The following is a 22004-nucleotide window of genomic DNA, read 5'->3' as shown; positions in this document are numbered from 1 at the left end:
CAGGCTCGGCACGCGCTGGGAACGCCCGGCCACGCCGTCGTGTGAAAACCGACGCGTGAGGCGTAGGATCGGCGATCGTGTCAGTCGCCGACCGCCCGGGTCGACGTGAGAGGAACGCACCCATGGCTCTGGAGAACGCCATCCAGGCTCCCGACTTCGACCTGCCGAACCAATTCGGCGAACGAGTTCGGTTGAGCGACTTCCGGGGTGTCAAGCCCGTGGCCCTGGTGTTCTTCCCCCTGGCGTTCAGCAGCACCTGCACGAAAGAGCTCTGCACGCTGCGCGACAACCTCGCGATGTTCCAGGACCACCGGGTCGAACTGATGGTCGTCTCGGTCGACTCGAAGGCCACGCTGCGCGCGTTCGCCGAGGAGAAGGGCTACGACTTCACCCTGCTGGCCGACTTCTGGCCGCACGGCGAGGTCTCGAAAGAGTACGGGGTCTTCCTCGAGAACAAGGGCTTCGCGACGCGCACCACGTTCTTGATCGACGTCGACGGCGTCATCCGAGAGCACTTCGGCACCGAGCCCGGTCAAGAGCGCTCGCTCGCCGACTACCGCGCCGCGCTCGACCTGCTCGTCCCCGTCACCGCCTGACCGGGTCCAACATCGGCCCAGGAGGCGCGGGCCGGTCCGACCACCCGCTAACCTGGACTCGCTCGCCCGGCTCGCACCGGCGCGAGGGCCTTTAGCTCAGTTGGTAGAGCGCCACGTTTACACCGTGGATGTCATCGGTTCGAGCCCGGTAGGGCCCACCGGGCACCTGCCTCGAACCACCCAGGACGACGTCCTGGCCCTGGTCAGCCTCGCTCGACGTGCGGAAGCACTCTCTCGATGATGTCGGTGGCTGGCCCCCTGATGCGGGATAGACCGTGGCTGCTGCCTCCGCCAGCATCGTCAGGGGCAGACGCGGGTCTCGCCATGGGGAAGGGGATGTCGTCGTGACGCCACCAGGGCGAGCATCGTGACCGAGGCGCAACGGAGGATGCTGTGGTGCCTTCCCGTCTTCCCCGTCCTCGCCATCGTCGTCGCCGTGATCAGCACGAACGCCTGGCTCTTCCCCGACGTCGAGCAGCGAGCGCGACTCGCGGAGGGCTGGCCGGTCGCGGGGGCGCTCTGGTTCCGCGTCGTCCTCGGGTACGTCGGCTCCCTCGCGTGCCTCGGGTTCTCCACCGCGTTCGGGGTGTTGTACGCCCGTGAGATCCGCTTCATCCGTGCCGTCCGTCGGCGCGCCGCCGTCGCCGCCGCATCCCGGGGCGCTTCCGCCCCGGGGCGACCTCGCATCAGCGCCGCCCAGCGCGCCTCCTTCGCGGCCGTCCTCCAGAGCGACCGCATCCCCCGCGTCATGGTCGTGAGCCCTCGGGGCATCGGGCGGAGCGTCATGGCCGCCGCGTACCTGCGGGCCCTCGACGGGGCGGCGTTCATCGTCGAGGCCCGGGGCGTCGCGCCGCAGGAGGGGCCCGTGAGCCCGGTCGTGCAGCGGGACGTGATCGTGGTGATGGGAATGGACAAGGCCCCCGTCGAGATCGAGCAGGCGCCGGCCAAGGTCATGGCGGCACCGGTGAGGGCCGCAGACCTCATCGTGCGCATCGGCTGCCCCGACTCCTTCCCCGTGCCCCGTGGCACCCCCGTGCTCGACTGGGACGTGCCCGACCCGATCGGGGCCGACCTCCTCGCCGTCCTGACGATCCGGGACGACCTGAAGGGGCGCGTGGAGCAGCTCGCCACCGACCTGGGGCTCGACCGGACGTCGCTCGCGCTCCGCGACCGCACGATCCCGCGGCAGCGGGCGACCGTGGCCGCGGGGAGGGCGAGCATCGCGTATCCGCTGCTCACCGACGACGTCGCCGAGTGGTTCGCGACGGCCGAGGCCCGGCTGTTGGTCGAGATCGCCGACGCCCCGTTCACGGCCGCGAGCGTCAACGGCCGGGGACGGTTCGCCCCTGGGCTCACCATGCCGTGGCTGGCGTCGGTCGGCGCGGCGGAGACGGCGCTCCAGGCCGAGCTCCGATGGCGCGCGGTCACCGACACCGAACAGGCCCGGGCCGAAGAGAGCCTCGCTCGCGTCGTCGAGTGGCTCGAGGGCGCGGGCGTCCTCCGGCCCCTGTCGCCGGAGCAGCGCGACGCCCTGCGCGCATCGGGGACGGCTCAGCGCGACCACGACCACCCGTTCGACCAGTGGCCCCGTGGCCTGGCCGGCGAGTACCCCGCCATGGCCGAGATGCGCTTCTCAGAGGAGGACCGTCGCTCCTGGGAGGTCGTGCCGGCCGCGGCACTCCGCGTCTACCCGGACCTCGCGACGCAGTGGGCGGGGGAGGTCGTCTAGCGGGGCCTGCCATCGGGTCAGCCCGCGTCATCGCCCCTTGGGCCGCGGACGTCGGCCCATCGCAACTCAGCGCCTCCCACGCCTGCAGGCCAGCCGTGAAACGGTCATCCGTGGCCTCGACGTGACGGATGCCGGCTGGCATCCGGACGGGGCGAGGTCAGCTGCCCGGCGTGGCGAGTTCGCCCGTGACGTACTGGGCGCGTCCGAAGCCGAAGGACCAGTCGGCGGCGGTGTTCTCGACGAAGCCGATGACGAGGTCCTCCCCGGCGACGCCCACCTCGGCGAGACCCGCCGCGAGCGCGGCGAAGAAGGCCTGCTTCTCGTCGGTGCTACGGCCCTCCTGGGTGAAGATCTGGATGATCACGACCTGCTCGGAGCGGTCGATGCCGAGGCCGACGTCGAGCGCGGTCAACCGGCCCACCGGGTGCTCGGTCACGATCTGGAAGCGGTCGCGCTCGGGCAGGCCGTGGACGTCGACGAGGGTGGCCATCAGGGTGTCGCCGATGGCGGCGATCTGGTCGTCGGAGCGACCCTCGACGAGGTCGATGCGGATGAGAGGCATGGCAGTCCTTCGGTGACGGGGGGAGGCGACCCGAGGGGGCCGCGACATCCAGGCGTACTCGCCGCGACGTCGCGGCGCCCTGATCCGCGCACCTGTGCGGGTTCGGATCGTCTCGCCGCCGTGCAGTGTGTGTCGGGCCCGTCCGAAGAGAGCCTCGCGCTTCGAGGACCGGCTGGGTCGTCAGACCAGGCCGCTGGTGCCCAGCAACCTGCCGATCACGAACGTCGCCGCGAGGGCGATCGCACCGCCGACGACGACGCGCACCGTGGCCCGGCCGACCCCGCCCCCGCCGAGTCGGGCTCCGAGGGCACCGGTGGCGGCGAGGGCGAGCAGGACGACGACGAACGTGATCGGCACGCGCAGGCCTGCCGGGGGCAGGAGCACGGCCAGCATCGGCAGGATCGCCCCCGCGAAGAAGGCGATCGCCGACGACAGGGCCGCGTGCCAGGGGCTGACCACGTCGTCTTCGTCGATGTGCAGTTCGGCCGAGAGGTGTGCGGCGAGGGCGTCCTTCTCGGTCAGCTCGGTCGCGACCCGGGTGGCCGTCTCGTCCGACAGGCCCTGAGCTCGCCAGAGGGCGGTCAGCTCCTCGAACTCGGCTTCAGGGTCGGCCTCGAGTTCGGCTCGCTCTTTGGCGATCAGTGCTTTCTGGCTGTCGCTCTGGCTGCTCACCGACACGTACTCGCCGAGTGCCATCGAGATCGCGCCTCCGACGAGACCGGCGGCCCCCGCGGTCGCGATAGCCGAGGTCGACGAGGTCGCCCCGGCGACGCCGACCACGATGGCCGCCACCGACACGATGCCGTCGTTGGCACCCAGCACGCCGGCGCGCAGCCAGTTGAGGCGACCGGACAGGCTGCCGGTGTGGGGTTCGTCGTCGTGGGTCGGCAGCGGGGACGTGGACTCGGTCATGCGGTCAGCACAGCACTCTCGTGACGGTGCCGCCAGCAAGCAGAGGCTGCCCTGACCGGGCGACCGGCCGGGCCCGGTCCGGCGCGGTCGGGCCTCACCCCTCGCTCGAGTCCGACCAGACGGCCTTCGCCCCCGAGTCGCCGATGCGCACCGTCGTGACGATCGCCCCCACCGACGCGACCACGACGAGGACGCTCAGCACGATCGTCGCGCCGCGCCGGGTCGTCGCCTTGAGCGTCGGGTGCGGGCGCTGGGCGTCGGGCGTCACCACGTAGTGCTGCCAGGCCCAGAGCGCCGCCGCCACGACGAAGACGGCGATGGCCCACGGCAGAAGTGTGTCGCCGAGTTCGGTGTGGGTCTCGAGAAGGGCGCTGCCGTCGACCTTCTCCTCGAGCGACTCGCCCGACGAGGTGGCGAGGGGCACGGCGATGAGCGACGCCAGGGCGAGCAGCGGCGTGATGATGCCCAGTTGTCGACGGGCTGCCGGCCAGAATGCCGACAGCAGCAGGAGCAGGGCGGCCCCGGGGAAGGCCACGACCACGAAGTGCACGATCAGCGGGTGCAACGGCAGCCCGTTGAGCTCCCAGTTCATCGGAGCAGCTCGTCGTGCAGGGGGGTGGTGGGGCGCATGCGTGACCTCTCGGGGTGCGGGACGGGGGAGTTCCGACCGTAAGCGCCGTGCCTCGGCCGAGGGCGCCTCCTGGTCTTCGAATGTTCACATGTTGCGCCGTCGTCGGCCGGGGGGGAGAGGCGGAGGTCCCGGGAGGCGCGGGTCGGCTTGCCGACCTGCCGCGCGTCCCGTAGACACGACGCATGCCCCGCATCCTGCTCGCCGAGGACGACCCCGAGATGGGCGCACTCGTCGAACGTGGCCTCGTCGGTGACGGGTACGACGTGCAGCTCGTCACGACCGGACTCGACGCCCTGCTCGCGCTCGCCCCCTCGCCCGACGACGGCACCGACGTCCCGCCCTTCGACGCGGCCGCGCTCGACGTGATGCTGCCGGGCATGACCGGCTTCGAGGTCTGTCGCCGCCTCCGCGAGGCCGGCGCGACCCTGCCGGTCATCATGATCACGGCACGGGACGCGCTCGACGACCGCATCTTCGGGCTCGACGCCGGCGCCGACGACTACCTCACCAAGCCGTTCGCGGTCGCCGAGCTCAGCGCCCGGCTCCGGGCCCAGCTGAGGAGGCGCGGTTCCGACGAGCGGACGATCGTCGCCCTGGGCGGGCTGCGCATGGACTCGATCGCCCTGCGGGCCACCGCCGACGGCCGGTCGATGCCGCTCAGCGTGAAGGAGTTCGGTCTGTTGCGCTTCGTCGCACGACGCCCCGGCATCGTCGTGTCGCGGACGGAGGTGCTCGACGAGGTGTGGGGCTCGCACGAGCACTTCGACCCCTCGATCGTCGACCAGTACGTCAGCTACGTGCGCAAGAAGCTCTCGGCCGCAGGGGCCGACGTCGTCATCACGACGGTGCGCGGCAGCGGCTACCGGGCGGACGTCGTGCCCTCCGGGCCGGGCGACCCCGCGTGAGGCGCCTGTCGATCCGCGCCCGCATCACCGTGGGCAGCGTCGTGGTCGCCGCCGTCGTGCTCGTCGCCATCGCCTCGGTGTTGCACGTGCAGGTGCGCTCGGTCACCCGTGACAGCGAGGTCACGTTGGCGACGAGCGACCTGCGCGCGTTCGTCGCCGACCTGACGACGAACCCCGACGAGACGCCCGACGAGCCGTCCGAGGGCGTGCTCGTCAGCATCGAGTCCCCGGACGGGCGCACCCTGGTGAACTCCATGCCGCGCGACCTGCACGAACCCCTCGAACGTCGCACCCCGGGCGACGTCGTGCTGCGTGAGGAGGCCGACGGCGTCGGGTACACGGTCGTGGGCGAGCGGGTCGACACGAGCGCCGGGACGTTCCAGGTCTGGGCCGCGCGCAGCGGCGAGGCCGGTGACCTGACCCTGCGGGCGATCGACCGCTCGCTGGTGGCCGGCTCGGTGCTGGCCCTGGCGGCCATCGCGGTGGCCGCCTGGCTCCTGGCGACCGTGTCGCTGCGGCCGGTCACCCGCATGCGCCGCGCCGCCGAATCGCTCAGCCACGAGCCGGGCGGCGACCTGCTGCCCGTGGGGCCGGTGGACGACGAGCTCAGCGCGCTCGCGCGGACGCTGAACGCCTTCGTCGAGCGCGTCCGGCAGAGCGCCGATCGCGAGAGGCAGATGGTCAGCGACGCCAGCCACGAGCTGCGCACGCCCTTGGCGGTGCTGACCACCCGGCTCGAACTGGCCCACCGCGAGTTCGGCGACGCGGCGGCCCTCGAGCGCGAGCTGCTCTCGGCCGAGCAGACCGTGGCCCGGCTCACGGCACTGGCCTCGACCCTGCTCGAGCTCTCGAGGCTCGAGTCGACCGAGGTGGCCTCGACCGAGGTCGTCACGGGCGCGGACCTCGTCACCGAGGCCATGGCGGCCGTCGACCGGGCCCGGGTGCTGGCCGGCCCGGGCGGCGACGCCCCCGGCTCGGCCGTCGACCTCGAGGTCGACGTGCCTGACGAGGCCGTCGGCTACGCGTTGTCGGTCACCGCCCTCGGACGGGTGCTCGACAACCTCGTGGCGAACGCGCTCTCGGTTCGACCGGCCGCCCGGTCGATCACCGTCTCGGTCGGGCAGACGGTCGACCGTCGACTGGTCGTGTCGGTCGTCGACGACGGCCCGGGCGTGCCCGAGGACTTCTTGACCGTGGCCTTCGACCGGTTCTCGCGCGCCGACCCGTCACGGGCCTCCAGCGGGGGCAGCGGACTGGGCCTCGCGCTGGTCCAGGCCGTCGCTCGGCGGGCCGGCGGCCGGGCGGCCCTCGTCAACGAGCCCGGCGGGGGTGCGCGCGCGACCATCACCGTGCCTCCTCGGGGCTGATCGCCTCGGGGCCCGGAGCCCCCGGCCGATGTGAGCATTCGAAGGCGACGGGGCGGCCGTTCGGAGTCCTCTCATGGGCGAGCCCGCGAGTCTCGGACCACCCCGGCGGGTCGAGGCTCCACGCTCGGCCCGTCGGGCCCGACCGGAGGCCCACCATGACGACGACCCGCACGGCACCCCGTGGCACCCCGCCGCACCCGGCCCCGCCTCGACCCACCCCCGGGCCGGCTCCCGACGCCCGCCGTCGACGTCGGGCCTGGCGCCGTCGATCGGTCGCGGCCGACGGCCTCCAGACCGCCTGCTGGGCGTCCGTGGCCCTGGCCGTCGCCCTGTGGCTGTCCTCCGGTGGCGCGGCGACCGTCGTCGACGTCGACGTCGCGAGCGTCGTCACCGCGGCCGGCATCGTCGCCGGGCTCGTCGCGACCGACCTGGTGCTGGTGATGATCGTGCTGGCCGCCCGCATCCCGTGGATCGACCGCACGGTCGGTCACGACCACGCCCTCGCCGTGCACCGCTCGCTCGGCAAGCCCGTGCTGTACCTGCTGCTGACCCACGGTGCCCTCATCACCGTCGGCTACGCCCTCGCCGACGGGGTCGACCCGGTCGCCGAGACCGTCTCGATCTTCGGCGGCATCGCCGACGCGCCCCTCGCGTACCTCTCGCTGCTGCTGTTCGTCATGGTGGTCGTCTCGTCCCTCGTCGTCGTTCGCCGGCGCTGGCCCTACGAGGCCTGGCACGTCGTCCACCTGCTGACCTACGCCGCCGTGCTCGTCGCGCTGCCGCACCAGCTGAGCGCGGGCAGCGTGATGGCGACGGGCACGCCGCAGCGCGCCTACTGGATCGCCCTCTACGCCCTCGCGGTCGGATCGATCGGCTGGTTCCGGTTCGTCCGGCCGGCCGTCGTGAGCCTCCGACACCGGGTGCGGGTCGTCGACGTGGTCGAGATCGCGCCGGGCGTCGTGTCGATCCACCTGACCGGCCACGACCTCGACCGGCTCGGCGTCCGGGGCGGCCAGTACGGCATCTGGCGGTTCTGGTCGGCTTCGACCTGGTGGCACGCGCACCCCGTCTCGTTCTCGGCGATGCCGACCCGCGACGCCGCACGCATCACCGTGCGTGACCTGGGCGCCGGCTCGGCTCGCCTGGGGCGCCTGCGTCGGGGGACGCGCGTGTCGCTCGAGGGCCCCTACGGCCTGTTCACCGACGACGCCCGGACCAAGCCGTACCTCGCGGTGATCGCCTCGGGGATCGGCGTCACCCCGGTGCGCACGCTCGTGGACTCGGCCACGCTGCGACCGGGCGAGGCCACGGTGCTGCTACGCGCCTCCGATGCTTCGCAGGCGTACCTGTGGGACGAGGTCGTCGAGCTGGGGCGTGGGTCGGGCACGGCCGTGTACTCCATGGTCGGCCACCGACCGTCGCACGGGTCGACCTGGCGGTCGGCGGAGGCCGTCGCGCGGGGCGTCACCCTGCGGAGCGTATTCCCGCACCTCGACGAGTCCGACCTCTACGTCTGCGGACCGCCCGCCTGGAGCGACCTCGTCGTGCGTGACGCCCGGGCCGAGGGCGTGCCCGAGCACCGCATCCACCTCGAGAGGTTCAACTCGTGAGCGTCCGCGGCCGGGTGGCAGGGGTCGTCACCTCGGCGGTCGTGCTCGTGTTGGGCTGGCAGGTCGGGCAGGCGTCGCAGGTCTCGCCCGGGACGACGGCCACGGCTCCGGTCGTGCCGGGGCCGACCGCGTCGACTGCCGCCGGTGCGACGGCGTCCCCGTCGCCGACCACGGTCCCGCCGTCGACCGCGCCACCGGCCGCCACCGCTCCGGCTCCGGCCCCCGCGGCCCCGGCCGTCGTCGACGGGACCTACACCGGCGTCGTGAGCCGGACGCCCTACGGCCCGGTGCAGGTGGCTGTCACGGTCACCGGGGGAGCCCTCGCCGACGTGACCGCCGTGCAGCTCACGAACGACGGTGGCCGCTCGGTGCAGATCAGCAACCGGGCCGCCCCGATCCTGCGGCAGGAGGCGCTGGCCGCGGGGTCGGCGAACGTCCAGATGGTCAGTGGCGCGACCTACACGAGCCAGGGCTACCTGACGTCGCTGCAGTCGGCGCTCGACCAGGCCGGCCTGTGATGCGCACGGCGCGGGTGATGGGCACGGTCGCGAGTCTGCACGCGCCCGACGACCCCGGCGACGAGGCGTGGAGCGAGGTGCTCGGCGTCTTCGAGCGGTGGGAGGGCGTCTTCAGCCTCTGGCATGCCGACTCTGAGCTCGACCGGATGGCCCACGGACGCTTGGCGCTGCCCGACGCGTCGCCGCTGGTGCGCGAGGTGTACGCACAGGCCCTCGGCTGGCGGGCGGCCACCCGGGGAGCGTTCACGCCCCACCGGCCCGACGGGGTGGTCGACCTGTCGGGTCTCGTCAAGGCCCTCGCGACCGACGAGGCCGGCCGTGTGCTCGACGAGACGTCGGAGTCGTGGCTGCTCGGGGTCGGCGGGGACGTGCTCGGCCGGGGCGGGCAGGCCGTCGACGCGCGTCACGAGCCGTGGCGCTGCGGCGTGGTCGACCCCGGCCGTCGGGACGCCCTGCTCGGCGTCGTCGAGCTGACGGGGCACCGCCGGGCCGTGGCGACGTCGGGTACGGCGGAGCGCGGCGAGCACGTGTGGCGACGCGAGTCGGGTGCGGTCTTCACGCAGGTGACGGTGTGCGCCGACGACCTGGTCACGGCCGACGTGCTGGCGACGGCGATCCTGGCCGGAACGCCGGACGACCTCGACGGCATCACCGACGCGTGGGACGTCGACGTCGCGACGGTCGACCGTGACGGCGTCCTGTCGGGCACCCCCGGCACCCTGGGCTGGTGGCCGGCCTGCGAGGTCAGCGCGGAGCCGGGGCGGTGAAGCGCGCGGCCGCGCGCCGGGTGCGGTTCGGCGCACCCGGCGGGGCCGTCGCTCAGCGGCGCGCGGTGCTGCGGCGACCCGAGACGGCGACCCAGATCGCGAGGACGACGATCGCGCCGATGATCGAGCCGATGATGCCGGCGGGCTGGAAGAACCCGTCCGTGGGGTCGTGCTGGAACAGCAGGAACCCGAGGAACCCGCCCACGAACGAGCCGATGACGCCCAGCACGATCGTCATGACGATCGAGAGGCTCTGACGGCCGGGGACGACCGCCCGGGCGATGAACCCCGCGATGAGGCCGACGACGAGCAGGCTGATGATGAGACCGATCATGGTCTTCTCCTTCCAGGAGGGGAGCGACGGGCACCGGCGGTGCCCTGGCGTCGCATGACACAGCAGACCACCCCTGGGGAGGTGGCGGCACACCCCTCGGGGTGGGATGGTGTCGTCATGCCCCTCGCACCGACCCGATCGATCACCGTCGCCCTCGTCGACGACTACGACGTCGTGCTCGCCGGTCTCGCGCACCTCTTCGACCGGTACCGCGACCGGGTGGTCGTGGCCGAGATCGACGCGACGACGGCGTTGTCCGACCGGGTCGACGTCGTGCTCTACGACTCCTTCGCCCAGCCCGAGTCCGACCACCACGAACTCGCCGAGCTCGTCGCCAACCCCGCGGCCGGCAAGGTCGTCGTCTACACCTGGAACTTCCACCCCGAGCTCGTCGAGGCGGCCCTGGCGCAGGGCGTGCACGGGTACCTGTCGAAGACCCTCACCGCGCGCGAGCTCGTCGAGGCGCTCGAGGCGGTCCACCGCGGCGAGCAGGTCGTCAGCGACGTGCGGGGGCGGGCGCCGAGCGCGCCGGGCCTCGACTGGCCCGGTCGCGGCGAGGGCATCACCGACCGCGAATCCGAGATACTCGCCCTCATCACCCAGGGCAAGAGCAACGCCGAGGTCGCGGCGCTGACCTACCTGAGCCCGAACACGGTCAAGTCGTACATCCGCTCGGTCTACCGACGGATCGGCGCCACGAGCCGCACGCAGGCCGTGCTGTGGGGCGTCGAGAACGGCTTCCGCCCCGACCACCACCGCATCGACCACTGGTTGGGCGGTCCCTGAGTCGTGACCCGCGCCTCCTACCGGTCGGTGCGGGTGGCGAGCACGGCCCGGGCGGCCATGCCGATCACGGCGCTGTAGGTCGGGTAGGCGAACCGGACGTCGGCCAGGGTCGCGACGTCGACGCCGCCCGCCATGGCGGTGGTGACCGCCTGGACGACCTCGACGGCGCTCTCGCCGACGGCGTGGGCGCCGAGCACCAGGTCGCGACGCCGGTCGGCGATCAGCTTGAGAAAGCCGGTCTCGCGGTCGTCGATCACGGCGCGATCGACGCTCGAGTACGGGATGGTGACGACGACGCAGCCCTCGTCCGCCTCGCGGGCCTGCTCCTCGGTGAGGCCCACGCCGGCGTAGTCGGGGTCGGTGAACCCGCCGGCGGGCAGCAGGTGGTGCGGCGTCCGACGGTTCGCCCCGAGGACGGCGTTCTCGGCCGCCGCCTCGCCTTCGAACTGCGCCGCCTGCACGAGCATGTCGCGGCCGTTGGCGTCGCCGACCGCGAACACGTGCGGCACCGCCGTCCGGAAGTACCGGTCGGCGGGGATCGACGACCGGACCACCTCGATGCCGGCGTTCTCGAGCCCGAGGTCGTCCACGTCGGCCGGCCAGCCGGTGGCCATGACGACGACGTCGAAGTCGGCCGAGAGCATGTCGTCGTCCTGCCGCCAGGTCAGCGTGATCGAGCCGTCGTCCGCGCGGGCGAGGCTCTCGACGCCGTCGATGCCGGTCCGCACGTCGATGCCCTGCTCGGCGAACGCCCCGGCGACGACCTCCGAGATCGAGGCGTCCGAGGCCATCAGCACGCGAGGGGCGAGGTCGAGCAACGTCACGTCGCTGCCGAACGCGTCGAAGACGGTCACGAGTTGGGCACCCGTGTTGCCCGCACCGATCACGGCCACCCGGCGCGGCAGGGTCGGCAGGTCGAGGACGTCCTCGGGCACCGTGGCGAGTTCGGCACCGGGGATGGGCAGCCGTCGCGAGTGCCCTCCGACGCAGATCAGGATCGACTCCGCCGAGATCGTCCGTCCGCTGTCGAGGACGAGGGTGCTGTCGTCGACGAACCGGGCGCGGCCCTCGTGGACCAGCTCGACGTCGGCGGCCTCGAAGCGTTCGGCCTCGCGCTTGATCGAGCGCACCCGGTCGACGCGCTCCCGGACGCGGGCGACGGTCGCCGCCCAGTCGATCGTCGGGGGAGCGACGTCGACGCCGTACACGTCGGCGTGCCGGGTCTCGCGGATCAGCCGCGCCGTCTTGGCGAGCACCCGGGTGGGAACGCACCCGGTGTTGACGCAGGTGCCGCCGACACGTGCCGCCTCGAGGACGACGACCCGTGCCCCGAGCTCGGCCGCGCGCAGGGCCGCGGCGGTGCCCGCGGGGCCCGCGCCGATGACGGCGACGTCGTAGTCCTTCTCCGAGATGCCCATGTGCTGCCTACCCCTTCGTGCGGTCGAACGTTCGGGTGCACTCAACCAGCCGCACATGCGCGGCGGCCCGGACGCCCCCGGGGCCAAGGGGCGTCGTGCGTCGACGTGGGGGCCGTCCACGGGACCGACGGTGCTCGTGGGGCTCACCGGGCCGGGCACGAGTAGCGTCGCGGCCGTGAAGCCGAGCCCGACCCGTGAACCCGCCCGCGCCTCCTCGGGGGTCCGCGTGCCCCTGGCCGCGAGGCTCGTCCTGCCCCGCGCGCTCGTCCCTTTCTTCTTGCGGGCCACGCACGCGAACCGCACCTTCGTCACCGCCGCGGGCGCTCGGCGGCGCATCCGACAGCGCTCGTTGCGACCGGCACCGTTCGGCCCGCCGGCGACCCTGCGCGACGACGTCCGGGTCGACGTCGCGCAGCGCGGCGGCTGGCCGGTCTACACGATCACCCGGCGTGACGGCGCCTCGCACGGCACCATCGTCTACGCGCACGGCGGTGGCTGGGTGGGCGAGATCGTCTCGCAGCACTGGCACCTCGCCGCGCAGCTCTCCGCCGAGGTGGGCGCGACCGTCGTCCTGCCCATCTACCCGCTGGTCCCCTTCGGCACCGCCGAGGAGGCGCGGGTCGGCCTCGTCGACCTGGTCACCTCGGCCGACGGCCCGGTCGCCCTCGCGGGGGACTCGGCCGGCGGTCAGATCGTGCTCTCGGCCGCCCTGGCGCTGCGGGACGCGGGCGTCGTCGTGGCGAACACGGTGCTGATCGCCCCGGCGCTCGACCTCACCTGGAGCAACCCGCGCATCCCCGAGGTGCAGCCCACCGACCCGTGGCTCGGGACGCCCGGCGGTCGCGTGCTGGCCGAGCACTGGCGTGGCTCGCTCGACCTCCGGCACCCCACGGTCAGCCCGCTCTTCGGCGAGCTCGCCGGGCTGGGGCCGGTGACGGTGTTCACGGGCACGCGGGACGTCCTCAACCCCGACGCGCACCTCCTCCGCGAGCAGGCGGCCCGGGCGGGCGTCGCCCTCGAGTGGCACGAGGGCGAGGGCGACGTGCACGCGTACCCGCTGCTGCCGACGCGCTCGGGCCGGGAGGCGCGGGCCGCCATCGTGCGGACCCTGCGGCGGTCGTTCGGTCGCTGAGGCGGCACGGCCGCCGGACCGGGAAGACGGGGCCCACCCCCGTCGTTGTCCCCGTCACGCAACCGAAAGGAACACCATGTCCACGATCGTCACCGCCGCCTCCGGTCAGCTCGGCCGCCTCGTCGTCGAGGTCCTCCTCGCCCGCGGGGCCGCCCCCGAGAGCGTCGTCGCCACGTCGCGCGACGTCTCGAAGCTGGCCGACCTCGCCGAGCGCGGCGTGCGCACCGCCGAGCTCGACTACGCGCGGCCCGACACCGTCGCGGCCGTCATCGGCGCCGGAGACGTGGTGGTGCTCATCTCGAGCGACGCCGTGGGGCAGCGCGTGGCGCAGCACACCGCCGTCGTCGACGCCGCGAAGGCCGCCGGGGCCGCCCGCGTCGTCTACACGAGTGCCCCCAAGGCCACGACCTCGGCCCTCGTGCTGGCGCCCGAGCACAAGGCGACCGAAGAGCACCTGGCCGCGTCGGGCGTGTCCGCGACCGTCCTGCGCAACGGCTGGTACACCGAGAACTACGCCGGCGAGGTCGCCACGGCCCGTGAGTCGGGCGTCGTCTCCGCGAGCGTGGGCGACGGCCGCGTCGCGAGTGCCAGCCGCCGCGACTACGCCGAGGCCGCGGCAGTGGCCGCCCTCGACGACTCGACCGCAGGGCGGACCTTCGAGCTGTCGGGCGACCACGCCTGGAACTGGGACGAGCTGGCCGAGGCCGTCGCGGGCATCACCGGCACGCCCGTCCGCTACGAGTCGCTCACGCCCGAGCAGCACGCCGAGCGCCTGCGCGGCGCCGGCCTCGACGAGGGCACAGTCGGCTTCGTCGTCGCCCTCGACGGCAACATCCGCGACGGACTGCTCGCCGAGACGAGCGGTGACCTCCGGGCGCTGATCGGCCGGCCGACCACGCCGCTGGCCGAGGGCCTCCGGGCCGCCTCGGCCGAGTAGCCCGAGCCGCCGAGTGCCCCGAGGAGGCGCGGTGCCGGTCGCCCCGGCACCGCGCCTCCTCGTCCGTCGTAGGCCTCGATCAGGCGACGAGCCGGGCGACGAGCCGGGCGGCGAGCCGTGGGACGCATGCCGCGAGCGGGCGCCCGGTCACGCGCGACCCGCCAGGTCGTCGTCCGAGACGTGCTCGAGCCACGTCGTGGTCGTGGCCGGGTCGTCGCCGGCTTCGAGCATCGCGATGTGCTCCATGAAGCCGTCGCCCCCGGCGGCGTGCCAGTGGTCCTGCCCGGGCGGGGTGTAGATCGTCTGGCCCGCGTGCACCTCGTGGACGGTGCCGTCGCGGTCGCCGAAGCGCGCGACGCCGGCCGTGACCCTCAGGTACTGCCCCCGGGCGTGCGAGTGCCAGGCGGTCCGGGCGCCCGGGGCGAAGCGGACCGTCGCGACGGTCATGCGCTGGTCGTCGGTGTGCGGCGCGGCGATCACGTCGAGCCAGACGTCGCCGGCGAACTGCTCGGGCGGGTTCTTGACGGTGGGGGTGGTGGGTTCGATCTGCATGGTGGTCCTTCCCGTGTCGGTGCCTCGACGCTAGGCCCGGGTCGTCCGGCGAGAGAGGCACTGACGTGCCCCCTCAGCGGTGCCACCGGGCCGACGGACCGGGGCTGGCGCGGCCCGCGGGTGTCTAGGCTCGGGGCATGGCCACCCTCGTCCTCGTCCGGCACGGACGCACCACCGCCAACGCGAGCGGCGTGCTCGCCGGACGGACGGCCGGCGTCCGGCTCGACGACGTCGGTCGCGAGCAGGCGCGGCGCACGGCCGAGCGCCTCGCCGTCGTCCCGCTCGTCGGCGTCGTGTCGAGTCCGCTCGAACGGTGCCGCCAGACGGCGCGGGCGATCCTCGACCGCCAGACCGGGGCACCGGCGACGCCGATCGACCGCGGCATCACCGAGTGCGACTACGGCGACTGGCAGGGCCGGCCGCTCAAGGACCTCTCGACCGAGCCCCTCTGGTCGGTGGTGCAGAACCAGCCCTCGGCCGCGGTGTTCCCCGGCGGCGAGTCGCTGCTGACCATGCAGTCGAGGGCGGTCGCCGCGGTCCGTCGACACGACGCGGCGTTCGAGGCCGAGCACGGGCCCGGTGCCGTCTGGGTCGCCGTCAGCCACGGCGACATCATCAAGTCGATCCTGGCCGACGCCTACGGCATGCACCTCGACCTCTTCCAGCGCATCTCCGTCGGTCCCGCCTCGGTGTCGATCGTGCGCTACGGACCGAACCGCCCCGACGTCGTCGCGACGAACACCGACTCGGGCGACCTCTCGTGGCTGCGGCAGGCGGCGCCGGCGGCCGACGCGGCCGTCGGAGGAGGCGCGGGTCCGGCCGGTCACGACGGTGGCGCCGGGCAGTCTGCCGCGACCTGAGCGCCCGCGTCGGGCCGCTCGTAGACTCGACCCATGCCCTCCATCGTCCACGCCTTCGACTGGCCGGATCGCGTCGTCGTCGGCACCGTCGGCCGCCCCGGCGCCCGCGCGTTCTACCTCCAGGCCCGTGACGGGGCCCGCGTCACCAGCGTCGGGCTCGAGAAGATGCAGTCCGCCGCCCTCGCCGAGAAGATCGACGAGATCCTCGACCAGGTGATGGCCGCCGACGGCAACCCGGTCAGCGTCCCCACGGGCATCCCGGTCGAGCTCGTCGACAACGAGCCCCTCGACCAGCCGGTCGAGCCCGAGTTCCGTGCCGGTGCGCTCAGCCTCGGCTGGGACCCGTCGACCGCCCAGGTGGTCATCGAGGCGTTCCCGCTCGTCGAGGTCGACGACGACGCCGAGCTCGACGACGAGACCGCGGTGGAGCCCGACGAGGTCATGGTCGTCCGCATCCCCGTCGGCACGGCGCGCGCGTTCGCGGCCCGCACCCTCGAGATCGTCGGCGCGGGGCGTCCCCTGTGCCCGTTCTGCGGTCAGCCGATCGACCCCGAGGGTCACGTCTGCGTCCTGCCCGGCGACCTCTGATGTCGTCGGCGCCGTCGGACGACGCCGAGGTCGACGAGCCCGGCTCGGGCGCCGACCCCGGCCCCGTCGCGACCGACGACGTCGAGCTCGAGCTCACCGGTCGGATCCGCACGGCGTCGAACGCGTCGTTCCTGGCCCGCCTGGGCGACGTGTCGGTCATCTACAAGCCGGTGGCCGGCGAACGACCGCTCTGGGACTTCCCCGACGGCAGGCTCGCCGACCGCGAGGTGGCGGCCTACCTCGTCTCCGAGGCCCTGGGCTGGGACGTCGTGCCCCGCACCTGGCTGCGCGACGGTCCGCTCGGTGAGGGCATGGTGCAGCTCTGGCAGGACGTCGACCCCGAGCACGACGCCGTCGACCTCGTCCCGGTCGACGACCTGCCCGACGACGGTTGGCGCCTGGTCCTCGAGGGGGACGGCGACGACGGGCCCGTGGCCCTGATCCACGAAGACACGGAGGCGCTCCGGCGCATGGCGGTCTTCGACGTCGTGGTCAACAACGCCGACCGCAAGGGCGCCCACGTGCTCGCAGTGCCCGACGGGCGGCGGTTCGGCGTCGACCACGGTCTCACCTTCCATGCCGAGCACAAGCTGCGCACGGTCCTCTGGGGGTGGGTCGGCGACCCCCTGACGTCGGCGGAGGTCGAGGGCGTCGCCCGCGTCCGGTCGGGTCTCTCGGGCGCCCTGGGTGCCGCCCTGAGCACGCTCGTCACGGCCGACGAGCTCGAGGCCCTCGACGACCGGTGCGACCGACTGCTCGCCGCCGGGGTCTTCCCCGGACCGCACGGCCCTATGCCGGCGGTTCCGTGGCCCTTGTTCTGACGTACGACCCCACGACCGCGGCACCGAGGTCGTCGACGTCCGGCGCCACCACGGTGCCGTCCACCCGGCGGGCCATCCCGTCGACGAAGCGTGCGAGCCCCGGGTGGTCGCCGAGGCGGAAGAAGCTGGTGTGCGCGCCGAGTCGGCGGGCGACGTCGAGCTGCTCGACCGCCCGGAGGATCGTCACGGGGTGCGGCGGGTAGTCGAAGAACACCTCGCCCCCGGGTTCGAGGTGCGAGGTCGGCTCGCCGTCGGTGACGATCAGGAGCACGGGTTGCGCCGTCGGGTGCTTGCGGAAGTGCCGGTTCGCCAGCAGCAGCGCGTGGTGCAGATTCGTGCCCTTCTCCCACTTCGCGTCGAGGGCGACGAGCTGCTCGATCGGCATCACCTCGGCGTGCCGTCCGAAGCCGATCAGCTGGAGGTCGTCCCCCCGGAAGCGCGACGTGATCAGGGTGTGCAGGGCCAACGCGGTGCGCTTCATCGGCACCCAGCGGTCCTCCATCGCCATCGAGAACGACGTGTCGACGAGCAGGGCGACGCAGGCCTGGGTCCGGGCGTCGGTCTCGTGCACCTCGACGTCGCCGATCTCGATGCGCACCCCGGCGTCCGTCCGGGCGCCCTCGGCCGCGGTCCGCGTGACCGCATTGGTGATCGTCCGCGTCACGTCCCACGGCTCGGTGTCGCCGAACGCCCACTCGCGACTCGCGCCGGAGCGGTCGCCGAGCGCTCCGGCGGACCGCAGCTCGCGCCTCCCGGATCGCCCGGACAGCTTGGTGGCGACGTCGCGCAGGAGGTCCTTGCCGAGCTGGCGCATGGCCCGCGGCGTGAGCGCCAGCGTGCCGTCGGCCCGACGCCGGAGGGCTCCCGAGTCGCGGAGCGCCTTTTCGAGTCGTCGCAACGCGGCGGCGTCGACGGCGGCCTGCTCGCCCAACTGGCGCCTGAGGGCGTCGACGTCGACGTCGTCGAGCGTCGACCCACGGGACTGCTGGGCCAGTTGCTCGGCGAGCGCGTCGAGGTCGGCGAGGTCCTGGAAGACCCCGGTGCCGTCGCCGAGCCCGAGGCCCTGCTCGCCGTCCATGCCCTCGGAGCCGCCCCAGTCCTGCCCGGGTCGCAACGAGCGCAGGGTGCCGTCGAGTTGTTCGAGCGACTGCATCAGGTCGGGGGAGCCGAAGGCCTGCTGGGCCAACGCGTCGAGTTCGGCTCGTTGCTCGGCCGTCATCGAGTTGCGGAGGCGCTGGGCGGCGGCGGCGCGGGCGGCCAGCGCGTCGATCAGCTCGTCGACGTCGCCCGGCTGCTCGGGGAAGGACGCCCCGTGCTTCGCCATGAAGTCGTCGAACTGCTCGGGGGTGTCGTCGCCGCGGGCGTGGGCGTCGAGCAGGTCGTTGAGGTCGCGCAGCATCTCGGCGACGGCCTCGCGGTCGGCGTCGGTCGCGTTCTCGAGGGCGCCCTTCATGCCGGCGAAGCGCTGGTCGAGCATCTCGCGACCGAGGAGGTCCTTGATCTGCTCGTAGGCCTGTCGGGCCTCGCCGCTCTGCCACCCGTAGTCGGACAGCTCGGCGACCGCCCCGGCCGGGGACGGCGGCAGGCTGTCGAGTTGCAGCTGGGCCAGCGCGCGATCGCCGTCGTCGAGGTCGACGTCGCGGGCGAGCTGCGCCCGTTCGGCTCGGACCGCCCGGTCGAGCAGCTCGCGGACCTCCTGCAGCGTGCCGTCGAGGTGGTGGTCGCGGGTGAGGGCCCTGCGGCGTTCGGCGACCTGGCGGGCGAGGTCGTCGAGACCGGTCTGGTCCTTCCCCCCGCGGCGCAGGAACTCTCGCAGCGCGGCCTCGGCGCTCGTGCCCGCCATGACGTCGCGCCCGACGGCGTCGAGCGCCTCGGAGAGGTCGGCAGGAGGCGCGAGCGGGTCGGGGCCGTCGGCGTACGCCTGGTAGCGCGCGGCCCGGTGCAACCGCCGGTTACTCCTGGCCACGTCGCACCTCAGAACCCGTAGGCCGCTTCACCGTCGCCGCTCTCCTTGCTGACCCGCCGGGCCAGGAAGAGGCCCTCGAGCGCGAGTTCGACCGCTCCCGCGCGGGCGCCGTCGGACGTCGCGCCGAGGCGCTCGGCCACCCGGTCGTAGAGGTCGTTCTCGCCGAGCGAGGGCAGCCCTGCCAGGAAGTCCCGGGCGGTCACCTGCTCGCCGGTGGTCACCATGACGCCCGACTCGAGGGCGTCGACGAGGGCGTCGAAGTCCAGGCCCCTGAAGTGCGCGCGCACCGTCTCGGCCGTCGCCGTCCTCAGCAGGTGCTCGAGCACCTCCTCTGCCCGGTCCTCTTCGCCCGACTCGAACTCGATCTTGCCGCCGAGCACGTCGACCGCGGTCTCGAGGTCGATCGGGCGCGCCACCGCCACGTCCTCGCCCTGACGGGTCGCACGGTGCAGCGCCGCGGCGGCGATGGTCTCGGCCCCGGCGATGGCGAACCGGGCGCTGACGCCGCTGCGCTGGTCGACCGACGGCGACTCGCGGAGGGCCCGCGTGAAGCGGGCCAGGATCTCGACGAGGTGGTCGGGCACCTCGGCGACGAGGTCGGCCTCCTGTCGGACGACCGCGACCTCGTCGACCAGCTCGGTCGGGTAGTGCGTGCGGATCTCGGCTCCGAAGCGGTCCTTCAGCGGCGTGATGATGCGCCCGCGGTTGGTGTAGTCCTCGGGGTTGGCGCTGGCGACAACGAGCACGTCGAGCGGCAGGCGCAGCACGTACCCGCGGATCTGGATGTCGCGCTCCTCCATCACGTTGAGCATCGCCACCTGGATGCGTTCGGCGAGGTCGGGCAGTTCGTTGACCGCCACGATGCCGCGGTGTCCGCGTGGGATCAGCCCGAAGTGGATCGTCTCGGGGTCGCCGAGGCTGCGGCCCTCGGCCACGCGCATCGGGTCGACGTCGCCGATGAGGTCGGCGACGCTCGTGTCGGGCGTCGCGAGCTTCTCGACGTACCGCTCGTCGCGGCCCCGCCAGGCGACCGGCAGGTCGTCCCCGAGCTCGCCCGCCCGGCGACGGCTCTCGGTCGTGATCGGCTCGAACGGGTGCTCGCCGAGCTCGGACCCCTCGATGACGGGCGACCACTCGTCGAGCAGGCCCGCGAGGGTGCGCAGCAGCCGGGTCTTGCCCTGGCCGCGCTCGCCCAGCAGGACGACGTCGTGGCCGGCGATCAGGGCCCGCTCGAGCTGGGGGATGACCGTCGACTCGAAGCCGTGGAGCCCGGGCCAGGGGTCGCGGCCCTCCCGCAGGGCGTCGAGCAGGTTGTCTCGGATCTCGGTGCGGAGGGGCTTCGGGACGTGGCCCGAGCGCCTGAGCTCGCCGACTGTTCTCACGGAGGGAGGCATCACCCCGGTGACGCTACGCTCCCTGCCCCGCACTGGCGAGGGGCGCCTCCTGCGAGCTTGCCGTGACGTCACGATTCGACGACATCCGTCGCGTGACGGTGGTCGCCGGCGATCGACGGACCGGCCCGGACGCCGCTACTGCACCGCCGCGGTCAGGCGCGCGACGTTGTCGAGCACCTGCAGGGGGGCGGGTCGGGTCAGCCAGCCGGCGAGGGTGATCTCGTGCGACTTCGCGCGGTAGTCCTCTTCGATCTCGCGCACCTGCTCGACGAACCCGGCACCGCGCACCATGAGCGACACCTCGAAGTTCAGGCTGAACGACCGCATGTCCATGTTGCTCGAGCCGATGACCGCCACATCGTCGTCGACCGTGAAGTGCTTCGAGTGCAGCACGATCGGCTTCTCGTACAAGAAGATGCGCACCCCGGCGCGCAGCAGCGTCTCGTAGTACGAGCGCTGGGCGTGGTAGACGAGGAACTGGTCGGCGACCTCGCAGGCGAACAGCTGGACGTCGACCCCGCGCTCGGCGGCCGTCGTGATGGCGTAGAGCATCGAGTCGTCGGGCACGAAGTACGGGCTGGCGATGATCAGGCGCTCCTGCGCGCCGTAGACCAGGGCGTTGAACAGCCTCAGGTTGTTCTCGCCGTCGAACCCGGGCCCGCTCGGGACGACCTGGCACTCGAACGCGTCGTCACCCGTGCGCGGTTCGACGCGGGGCCCGGCCTGGGCGTCCGTCGGCAGCTCGTCGGTCTCGCTGTACCAGTCGGTGATGAACAGGGCGTTCAGGCCGATCGCGGCGGGCCCGTCGAGGCGCACCATGAGGTCCTTCCACTGCAGACCGCGCCGGATGTTGCCGCGCTTGTTGTAGCTCGGGTCGGTCATGTTCTGCGAGCCGGTGAAGGCCACGTCGCCGTCGACGACGACGATCTTGCGGTGGTTGCGCAGGTCGGGGCGCCGCCACATCCCCTTGGTCGGGTGGAACGGCAGCATCTCCTCGAAGCGGATGTCGTTCTCGCGCAGCCACGTGCGCGTCACGCGTCCCTGGGGGTTGCGGATGGTCGCCCAGTGGTCGTAGAGCACCCGCACCTTGACGCCGCGGTCGTGGGCACGCTTCAGGGCGTCGAAGAACAAGAAGGTCGACTCGTCGCGGGTGAAGATGTAGAACTCGACGTGCACGTAGCGCTCGGCCGCGTCGACCGCCTCGGTCATCGCCGCGATCGACCCGGCGTAGTCCGGCAGCAGCCGGGTCGCGTTGCCGGGGATCAGGGGCATCGCGCCGAGGGTGCGGTTCAGCTGGACCACCGTGCCGAACCAGGGCGGCTGGGCGTCGGTCGGCACCCGGTTGTCGAGGCCCTGGGTGTTCTCGAGTATGAGCGAGTTGATCTCGCGCTGCTTGTCACGCCGGTCCTTGGGCAGCTTCGAGCTGCCGAGCAGCGCGTAGAGCACGCTGCCCGGGATGGGGGCGACGAAGATGGCCATCAGCCACGCCATCGCCGAGCTCGGGCGCCGGTTGCGGGGGACGACCGCCACCGAGACGATGCGGATGAGGACGTCGACCACCAAGACAACGGTGGGGAAGGCCTTGAGGAGCTTGCGCCAGGTCATCCGCCGATCATGGC

22 protein-coding genes and 1 tRNA gene are annotated in these 22004 nt (G+C 73.1%); 14 read left to right on the top strand and 9 right to left on the bottom strand.

Annotation, left to right across the window (positions count from 1 at the left end; translation table 11 throughout):
- The first annotated feature begins 122 nt into the window (after window positions 1-122).
- The 3 genes from ITJ55_RS02525 to ITJ55_RS02515 all read left to right on the top strand — a co-directional run bounded on the left by ITJ55_RS02525 (window position 123) and on the right by ITJ55_RS02515 (window position 2325).
- Window positions 123-596 (top strand): peroxiredoxin, encoded by a 474-nt coding sequence (locus tag ITJ55_RS02525; protein ID WP_056256730.1) that lies wholly within the window; start codon window positions 123-125, stop codon window positions 594-596.
- Window positions 597-681: 85 nt separating this feature from the next.
- Window positions 682-754: transfer RNA gene (locus tag ITJ55_RS02520), tRNA-Val, on the top strand.
- 230 nt (window positions 755-984) lie between these two features.
- Window positions 985-2325: a low molecular weight phosphatase family protein gene (locus ITJ55_RS02515; RefSeq protein WP_194593943.1), complete on the top strand. Its 1341-nt coding sequence runs from the start codon at window positions 985-987 to the stop codon at window positions 2323-2325.
- A gap of 157 nt (window positions 2326-2482) precedes the next feature.
- Here ITJ55_RS02515 and ITJ55_RS02510 read toward each other — a convergent pair whose 3' ends face one another.
- The 3 genes from ITJ55_RS02510 to ITJ55_RS02500 all read right to left on the bottom strand — a co-directional run bounded on the left by ITJ55_RS02510 (window position 2483) and on the right by ITJ55_RS02500 (window position 4391).
- Window positions 2483-2887 carry a tautomerase family protein gene (locus ITJ55_RS02510; protein WP_194593942.1) on the bottom strand — a complete coding sequence of 135 codons (405 nt, stop codon included), beginning with the start codon at window positions 2885-2887 and terminating at the stop codon, window positions 2483-2485.
- A 180-nt stretch (window positions 2888-3067) separates the two neighbouring features.
- Window positions 3068-3799, bottom strand: a complete 732-nt coding sequence (locus tag ITJ55_RS02505) for a VIT family protein (RefSeq protein WP_056256611.1) — start codon at window positions 3797-3799, stop codon at window positions 3068-3070.
- Window positions 3800-3893: 94 nt separating this feature from the next.
- Window positions 3894-4391: a DUF2231 domain-containing protein gene (locus tag ITJ55_RS02500; protein ID WP_194593941.1), complete on the bottom strand. Its 498-nt coding sequence runs from the start codon at window positions 4389-4391 to the stop codon at window positions 3894-3896.
- Between the two features lie 221 nt (window positions 4392-4612).
- On the opposite strand from ITJ55_RS02500, the gene ITJ55_RS02495 reads away from it, so the two are divergent.
- The 5 genes from ITJ55_RS02495 (at window position 4613) to ITJ55_RS02475 (ending at window position 9597) form a co-directional block, all read left to right on the top strand.
- The gene (locus ITJ55_RS02495) at window positions 4613-5335 is read left to right on the top strand and encodes a response regulator transcription factor (protein ID WP_194593940.1); all 723 of its coding nucleotides are present in this window, start codon (window positions 4613-4615) and stop codon (window positions 5333-5335) included.
- Window positions 5332-6702, top strand: coding sequence for a HAMP domain-containing sensor histidine kinase (locus ITJ55_RS02490; protein ID WP_194593939.1), 1371 nt, complete (start codon window positions 5332-5334; stop codon window positions 6700-6702). Before ITJ55_RS02495 ends, ITJ55_RS02490 begins: the two co-directional genes overlap by 4 nt.
- Window positions 6703-6857: 155 nt before the next feature.
- Window positions 6858-8312, top strand: coding sequence for a ferredoxin reductase family protein (locus tag ITJ55_RS02485; RefSeq protein WP_194593938.1), 1455 nt, complete (start codon window positions 6858-6860; stop codon window positions 8310-8312).
- Window positions 8309-8830: an FMN-binding protein gene (locus ITJ55_RS02480; protein ID WP_194593937.1), complete on the top strand. Its 522-nt coding sequence runs from the start codon at window positions 8309-8311 to the stop codon at window positions 8828-8830. The genes ITJ55_RS02485 and ITJ55_RS02480 overlap by 4 nt, the downstream gene beginning before the upstream one ends.
- Window positions 8830-9597, top strand: a complete 768-nt coding sequence (locus tag ITJ55_RS02475; protein ID WP_228497545.1) for an FAD:protein FMN transferase — start codon at window positions 8830-8832, stop codon at window positions 9595-9597. Before ITJ55_RS02480 ends, ITJ55_RS02475 begins: the two co-directional genes overlap by 1 nt.
- Window positions 9598-9649: 52 nt before the next feature.
- Here the strand turns inward: ITJ55_RS02475 and ITJ55_RS02470 are convergent, their stop codons facing one another.
- Window positions 9650-9931, bottom strand: coding sequence for a GlsB/YeaQ/YmgE family stress response membrane protein (locus ITJ55_RS02470; protein WP_056256595.1), 282 nt, complete (start codon window positions 9929-9931; stop codon window positions 9650-9652).
- Window positions 9932-10048: 117 nt separating this feature from the next.
- On the opposite strand from ITJ55_RS02470, the gene ITJ55_RS02465 reads away from it, so the two are divergent.
- A complete protein-coding gene (locus ITJ55_RS02465; protein ID WP_056256592.1) occupies window positions 10049-10717 on the top strand; it encodes a response regulator transcription factor in 669 nt (222 codons plus the stop codon).
- A 17-nt stretch (window positions 10718-10734) separates the two neighbouring features.
- Here ITJ55_RS02465 and ITJ55_RS02460 read toward each other — a convergent pair whose 3' ends face one another.
- Complete coding sequence (locus tag ITJ55_RS02460) at window positions 10735-12135, bottom strand: NAD(P)/FAD-dependent oxidoreductase (RefSeq protein ID WP_194593936.1); 1401 nt, start codon at window positions 12133-12135, stop codon at window positions 10735-10737.
- 175 nt (window positions 12136-12310) lie between these two features.
- Here ITJ55_RS02460 and ITJ55_RS02455 point away from each other — a divergent pair, with 175 nt between their 5' ends.
- Both ITJ55_RS02455 and ITJ55_RS02450 read left to right on the top strand, forming a co-directional pair.
- Complete coding sequence (locus ITJ55_RS02455) at window positions 12311-13267, top strand: alpha/beta hydrolase fold domain-containing protein (protein WP_370543975.1); 957 nt, start codon at window positions 12311-12313, stop codon at window positions 13265-13267.
- Window positions 13268-13343: 76 nt separating this feature from the next.
- On the top strand, window positions 13344-14204 hold the full coding sequence (locus ITJ55_RS02450) for an NAD(P)H-binding protein (RefSeq protein WP_194593934.1): 861 nt from the start codon (window positions 13344-13346) through the stop codon (window positions 14202-14204).
- A 147-nt stretch (window positions 14205-14351) separates the two neighbouring features.
- On the opposite strand, the gene ITJ55_RS02445 is transcribed toward ITJ55_RS02450, so the two are convergent.
- Window positions 14352-14756 (bottom strand): cupin domain-containing protein, encoded by a 405-nt coding sequence (locus ITJ55_RS02445; protein ID WP_194593933.1) that lies wholly within the window; start codon window positions 14754-14756, stop codon window positions 14352-14354.
- 137 nt (window positions 14757-14893) lie between these two features.
- Here ITJ55_RS02445 and ITJ55_RS02440 point away from each other — a divergent pair, with 137 nt between their 5' ends.
- Genes ITJ55_RS02440 through ITJ55_RS02430 form a run of 3 tightly spaced genes read left to right on the top strand, consistent with a single transcriptional unit; the run spans window position 14894 to window position 17025 of the window.
- Complete coding sequence (locus ITJ55_RS02440; RefSeq protein WP_194593932.1) at window positions 14894-15616, top strand: histidine phosphatase family protein; 723 nt, start codon at window positions 14894-14896, stop codon at window positions 15614-15616.
- A gap of 33 nt (window positions 15617-15649) precedes the next feature.
- A complete protein-coding gene (locus ITJ55_RS02435) occupies window positions 15650-16204 on the top strand; it encodes a DUF3090 domain-containing protein (protein ID WP_194593931.1) in 555 nt (184 codons plus the stop codon).
- Window positions 16204-17025, top strand: coding sequence for an SCO1664 family protein (locus tag ITJ55_RS02430; protein WP_194593930.1), 822 nt, complete (start codon window positions 16204-16206; stop codon window positions 17023-17025). Before ITJ55_RS02435 ends, ITJ55_RS02430 begins: the two co-directional genes overlap by 1 nt.
- Here ITJ55_RS02430 and ITJ55_RS02425 read toward each other — a convergent pair.
- The 3 genes from ITJ55_RS02425 to cls form a co-directional block, all read right to left on the bottom strand.
- Complete coding sequence (locus ITJ55_RS02425; protein ID WP_194593929.1) at window positions 16994-18991, bottom strand: VWA domain-containing protein; 1998 nt, start codon at window positions 18989-18991, stop codon at window positions 16994-16996. The two genes, ITJ55_RS02430 and ITJ55_RS02425, sit on opposite strands and share 32 nt — an antisense overlap.
- 8 nt (window positions 18992-18999) lie before the next feature.
- On the bottom strand, window positions 19000-20385 hold the full coding sequence (locus tag ITJ55_RS02420; RefSeq protein ID WP_194594707.1) for a magnesium chelatase: 1386 nt from the start codon (window positions 20383-20385) through the stop codon (window positions 19000-19002).
- A 135-nt stretch (window positions 20386-20520) separates the two neighbouring features.
- On the bottom strand, window positions 20521-21990 hold the full coding sequence (gene cls, locus ITJ55_RS02415) for a cardiolipin synthase (protein WP_194593928.1): 1470 nt from the start codon (window positions 21988-21990) through the stop codon (window positions 20521-20523).
- Between the last annotated feature and the right edge of the window lie 14 nt (window positions 21991-22004).

It is taken from the genome of Frigoribacterium sp. VKM Ac-1396, assembly GCF_015350895.1.
In the GTDB taxonomy this organism is placed as follows: domain Bacteria; phylum Actinomycetota; class Actinomycetes; order Actinomycetales; family Microbacteriaceae; genus Frigoribacterium.
Note: the sequence above shows the minus strand (reverse complement) of the source record. Positions and strands in the feature narration are given on the sequence as shown.

What these genes read in the sequence shown, in the direction of transcription:
- cls (WP_194593928.1), bottom strand. Translation starts at nt 21,990, where the DNA reads ATGACCTGGCGCAAGCTCCTCAAGGCCTTCCCCACCGTTGTCTTGGTG.
- ITJ55_RS02485 (WP_194593938.1), top strand. Translation starts at nt 6,858, where the DNA reads ATGACGACGACCCGCACGGCACCCCGTGGCACCCCGCCGCACCCGGCC.
- ITJ55_RS02510 (WP_194593942.1), bottom strand. Translation starts at nt 2,887, where the DNA reads ATGCCTCTCATCCGCATCGACCTCGTCGAGGGTCGCTCCGACGACCAG.
- ITJ55_RS02440 (WP_194593932.1), top strand. Translation starts at nt 14,894, where the DNA reads ATGGCCACCCTCGTCCTCGTCCGGCACGGACGCACCACCGCCAACGCG.
- ITJ55_RS02430 (WP_194593930.1), top strand. Translation starts at nt 16,204, where the DNA reads ATGTCGTCGGCGCCGTCGGACGACGCCGAGGTCGACGAGCCCGGCTCG.
- ITJ55_RS02465 (WP_056256592.1), top strand. Translation starts at nt 10,049, where the DNA reads ATGCCCCTCGCACCGACCCGATCGATCACCGTCGCCCTCGTCGACGAC.
- ITJ55_RS02500 (WP_194593941.1), bottom strand. Translation starts at nt 4,391, where the DNA reads ATGAACTGGGAGCTCAACGGGCTGCCGTTGCACCCGCTGATCGTGCAC.
- ITJ55_RS02505 (WP_056256611.1), bottom strand. Translation starts at nt 3,799, where the DNA reads ATGACCGAGTCCACGTCCCCGCTGCCGACCCACGACGACGAACCCCAC.
- ITJ55_RS02420 (WP_194594707.1), bottom strand. Translation starts at nt 20,385, where the DNA reads ATGCCTCCCTCCGTGAGAACAGTCGGCGAGCTCAGGCGCTCGGGCCAC.
- ITJ55_RS02460 (WP_194593936.1), bottom strand. Translation starts at nt 12,135, where the DNA reads ATGGGCATCTCGGAGAAGGACTACGACGTCGCCGTCATCGGCGCGGGC.
- ITJ55_RS02470 (WP_056256595.1), bottom strand. Translation starts at nt 9,931, where the DNA reads ATGATCGGTCTCATCATCAGCCTGCTCGTCGTCGGCCTCATCGCGGGG.
- ITJ55_RS02495 (WP_194593940.1), top strand. Translation starts at nt 4,613, where the DNA reads ATGCCCCGCATCCTGCTCGCCGAGGACGACCCCGAGATGGGCGCACTC.
- ITJ55_RS02525 (WP_056256730.1), top strand. Translation starts at nt 123, where the DNA reads ATGGCTCTGGAGAACGCCATCCAGGCTCCCGACTTCGACCTGCCGAAC.
- ITJ55_RS02450 (WP_194593934.1), top strand. Translation starts at nt 13,344, where the DNA reads ATGTCCACGATCGTCACCGCCGCCTCCGGTCAGCTCGGCCGCCTCGTC.
- ITJ55_RS02445 (WP_194593933.1), bottom strand. Translation starts at nt 14,756, where the DNA reads ATGCAGATCGAACCCACCACCCCCACCGTCAAGAACCCGCCCGAGCAG.
- ITJ55_RS02435 (WP_194593931.1), top strand. Translation starts at nt 15,650, where the DNA reads ATGCCCTCCATCGTCCACGCCTTCGACTGGCCGGATCGCGTCGTCGTC.
- ITJ55_RS02515 (WP_194593943.1), top strand. Translation starts at nt 985, where the DNA reads ATGCTGTGGTGCCTTCCCGTCTTCCCCGTCCTCGCCATCGTCGTCGCC.
- ITJ55_RS02475 (WP_228497545.1), top strand. Translation starts at nt 8,830, where the DNA reads ATGCGCACGGCGCGGGTGATGGGCACGGTCGCGAGTCTGCACGCGCCC.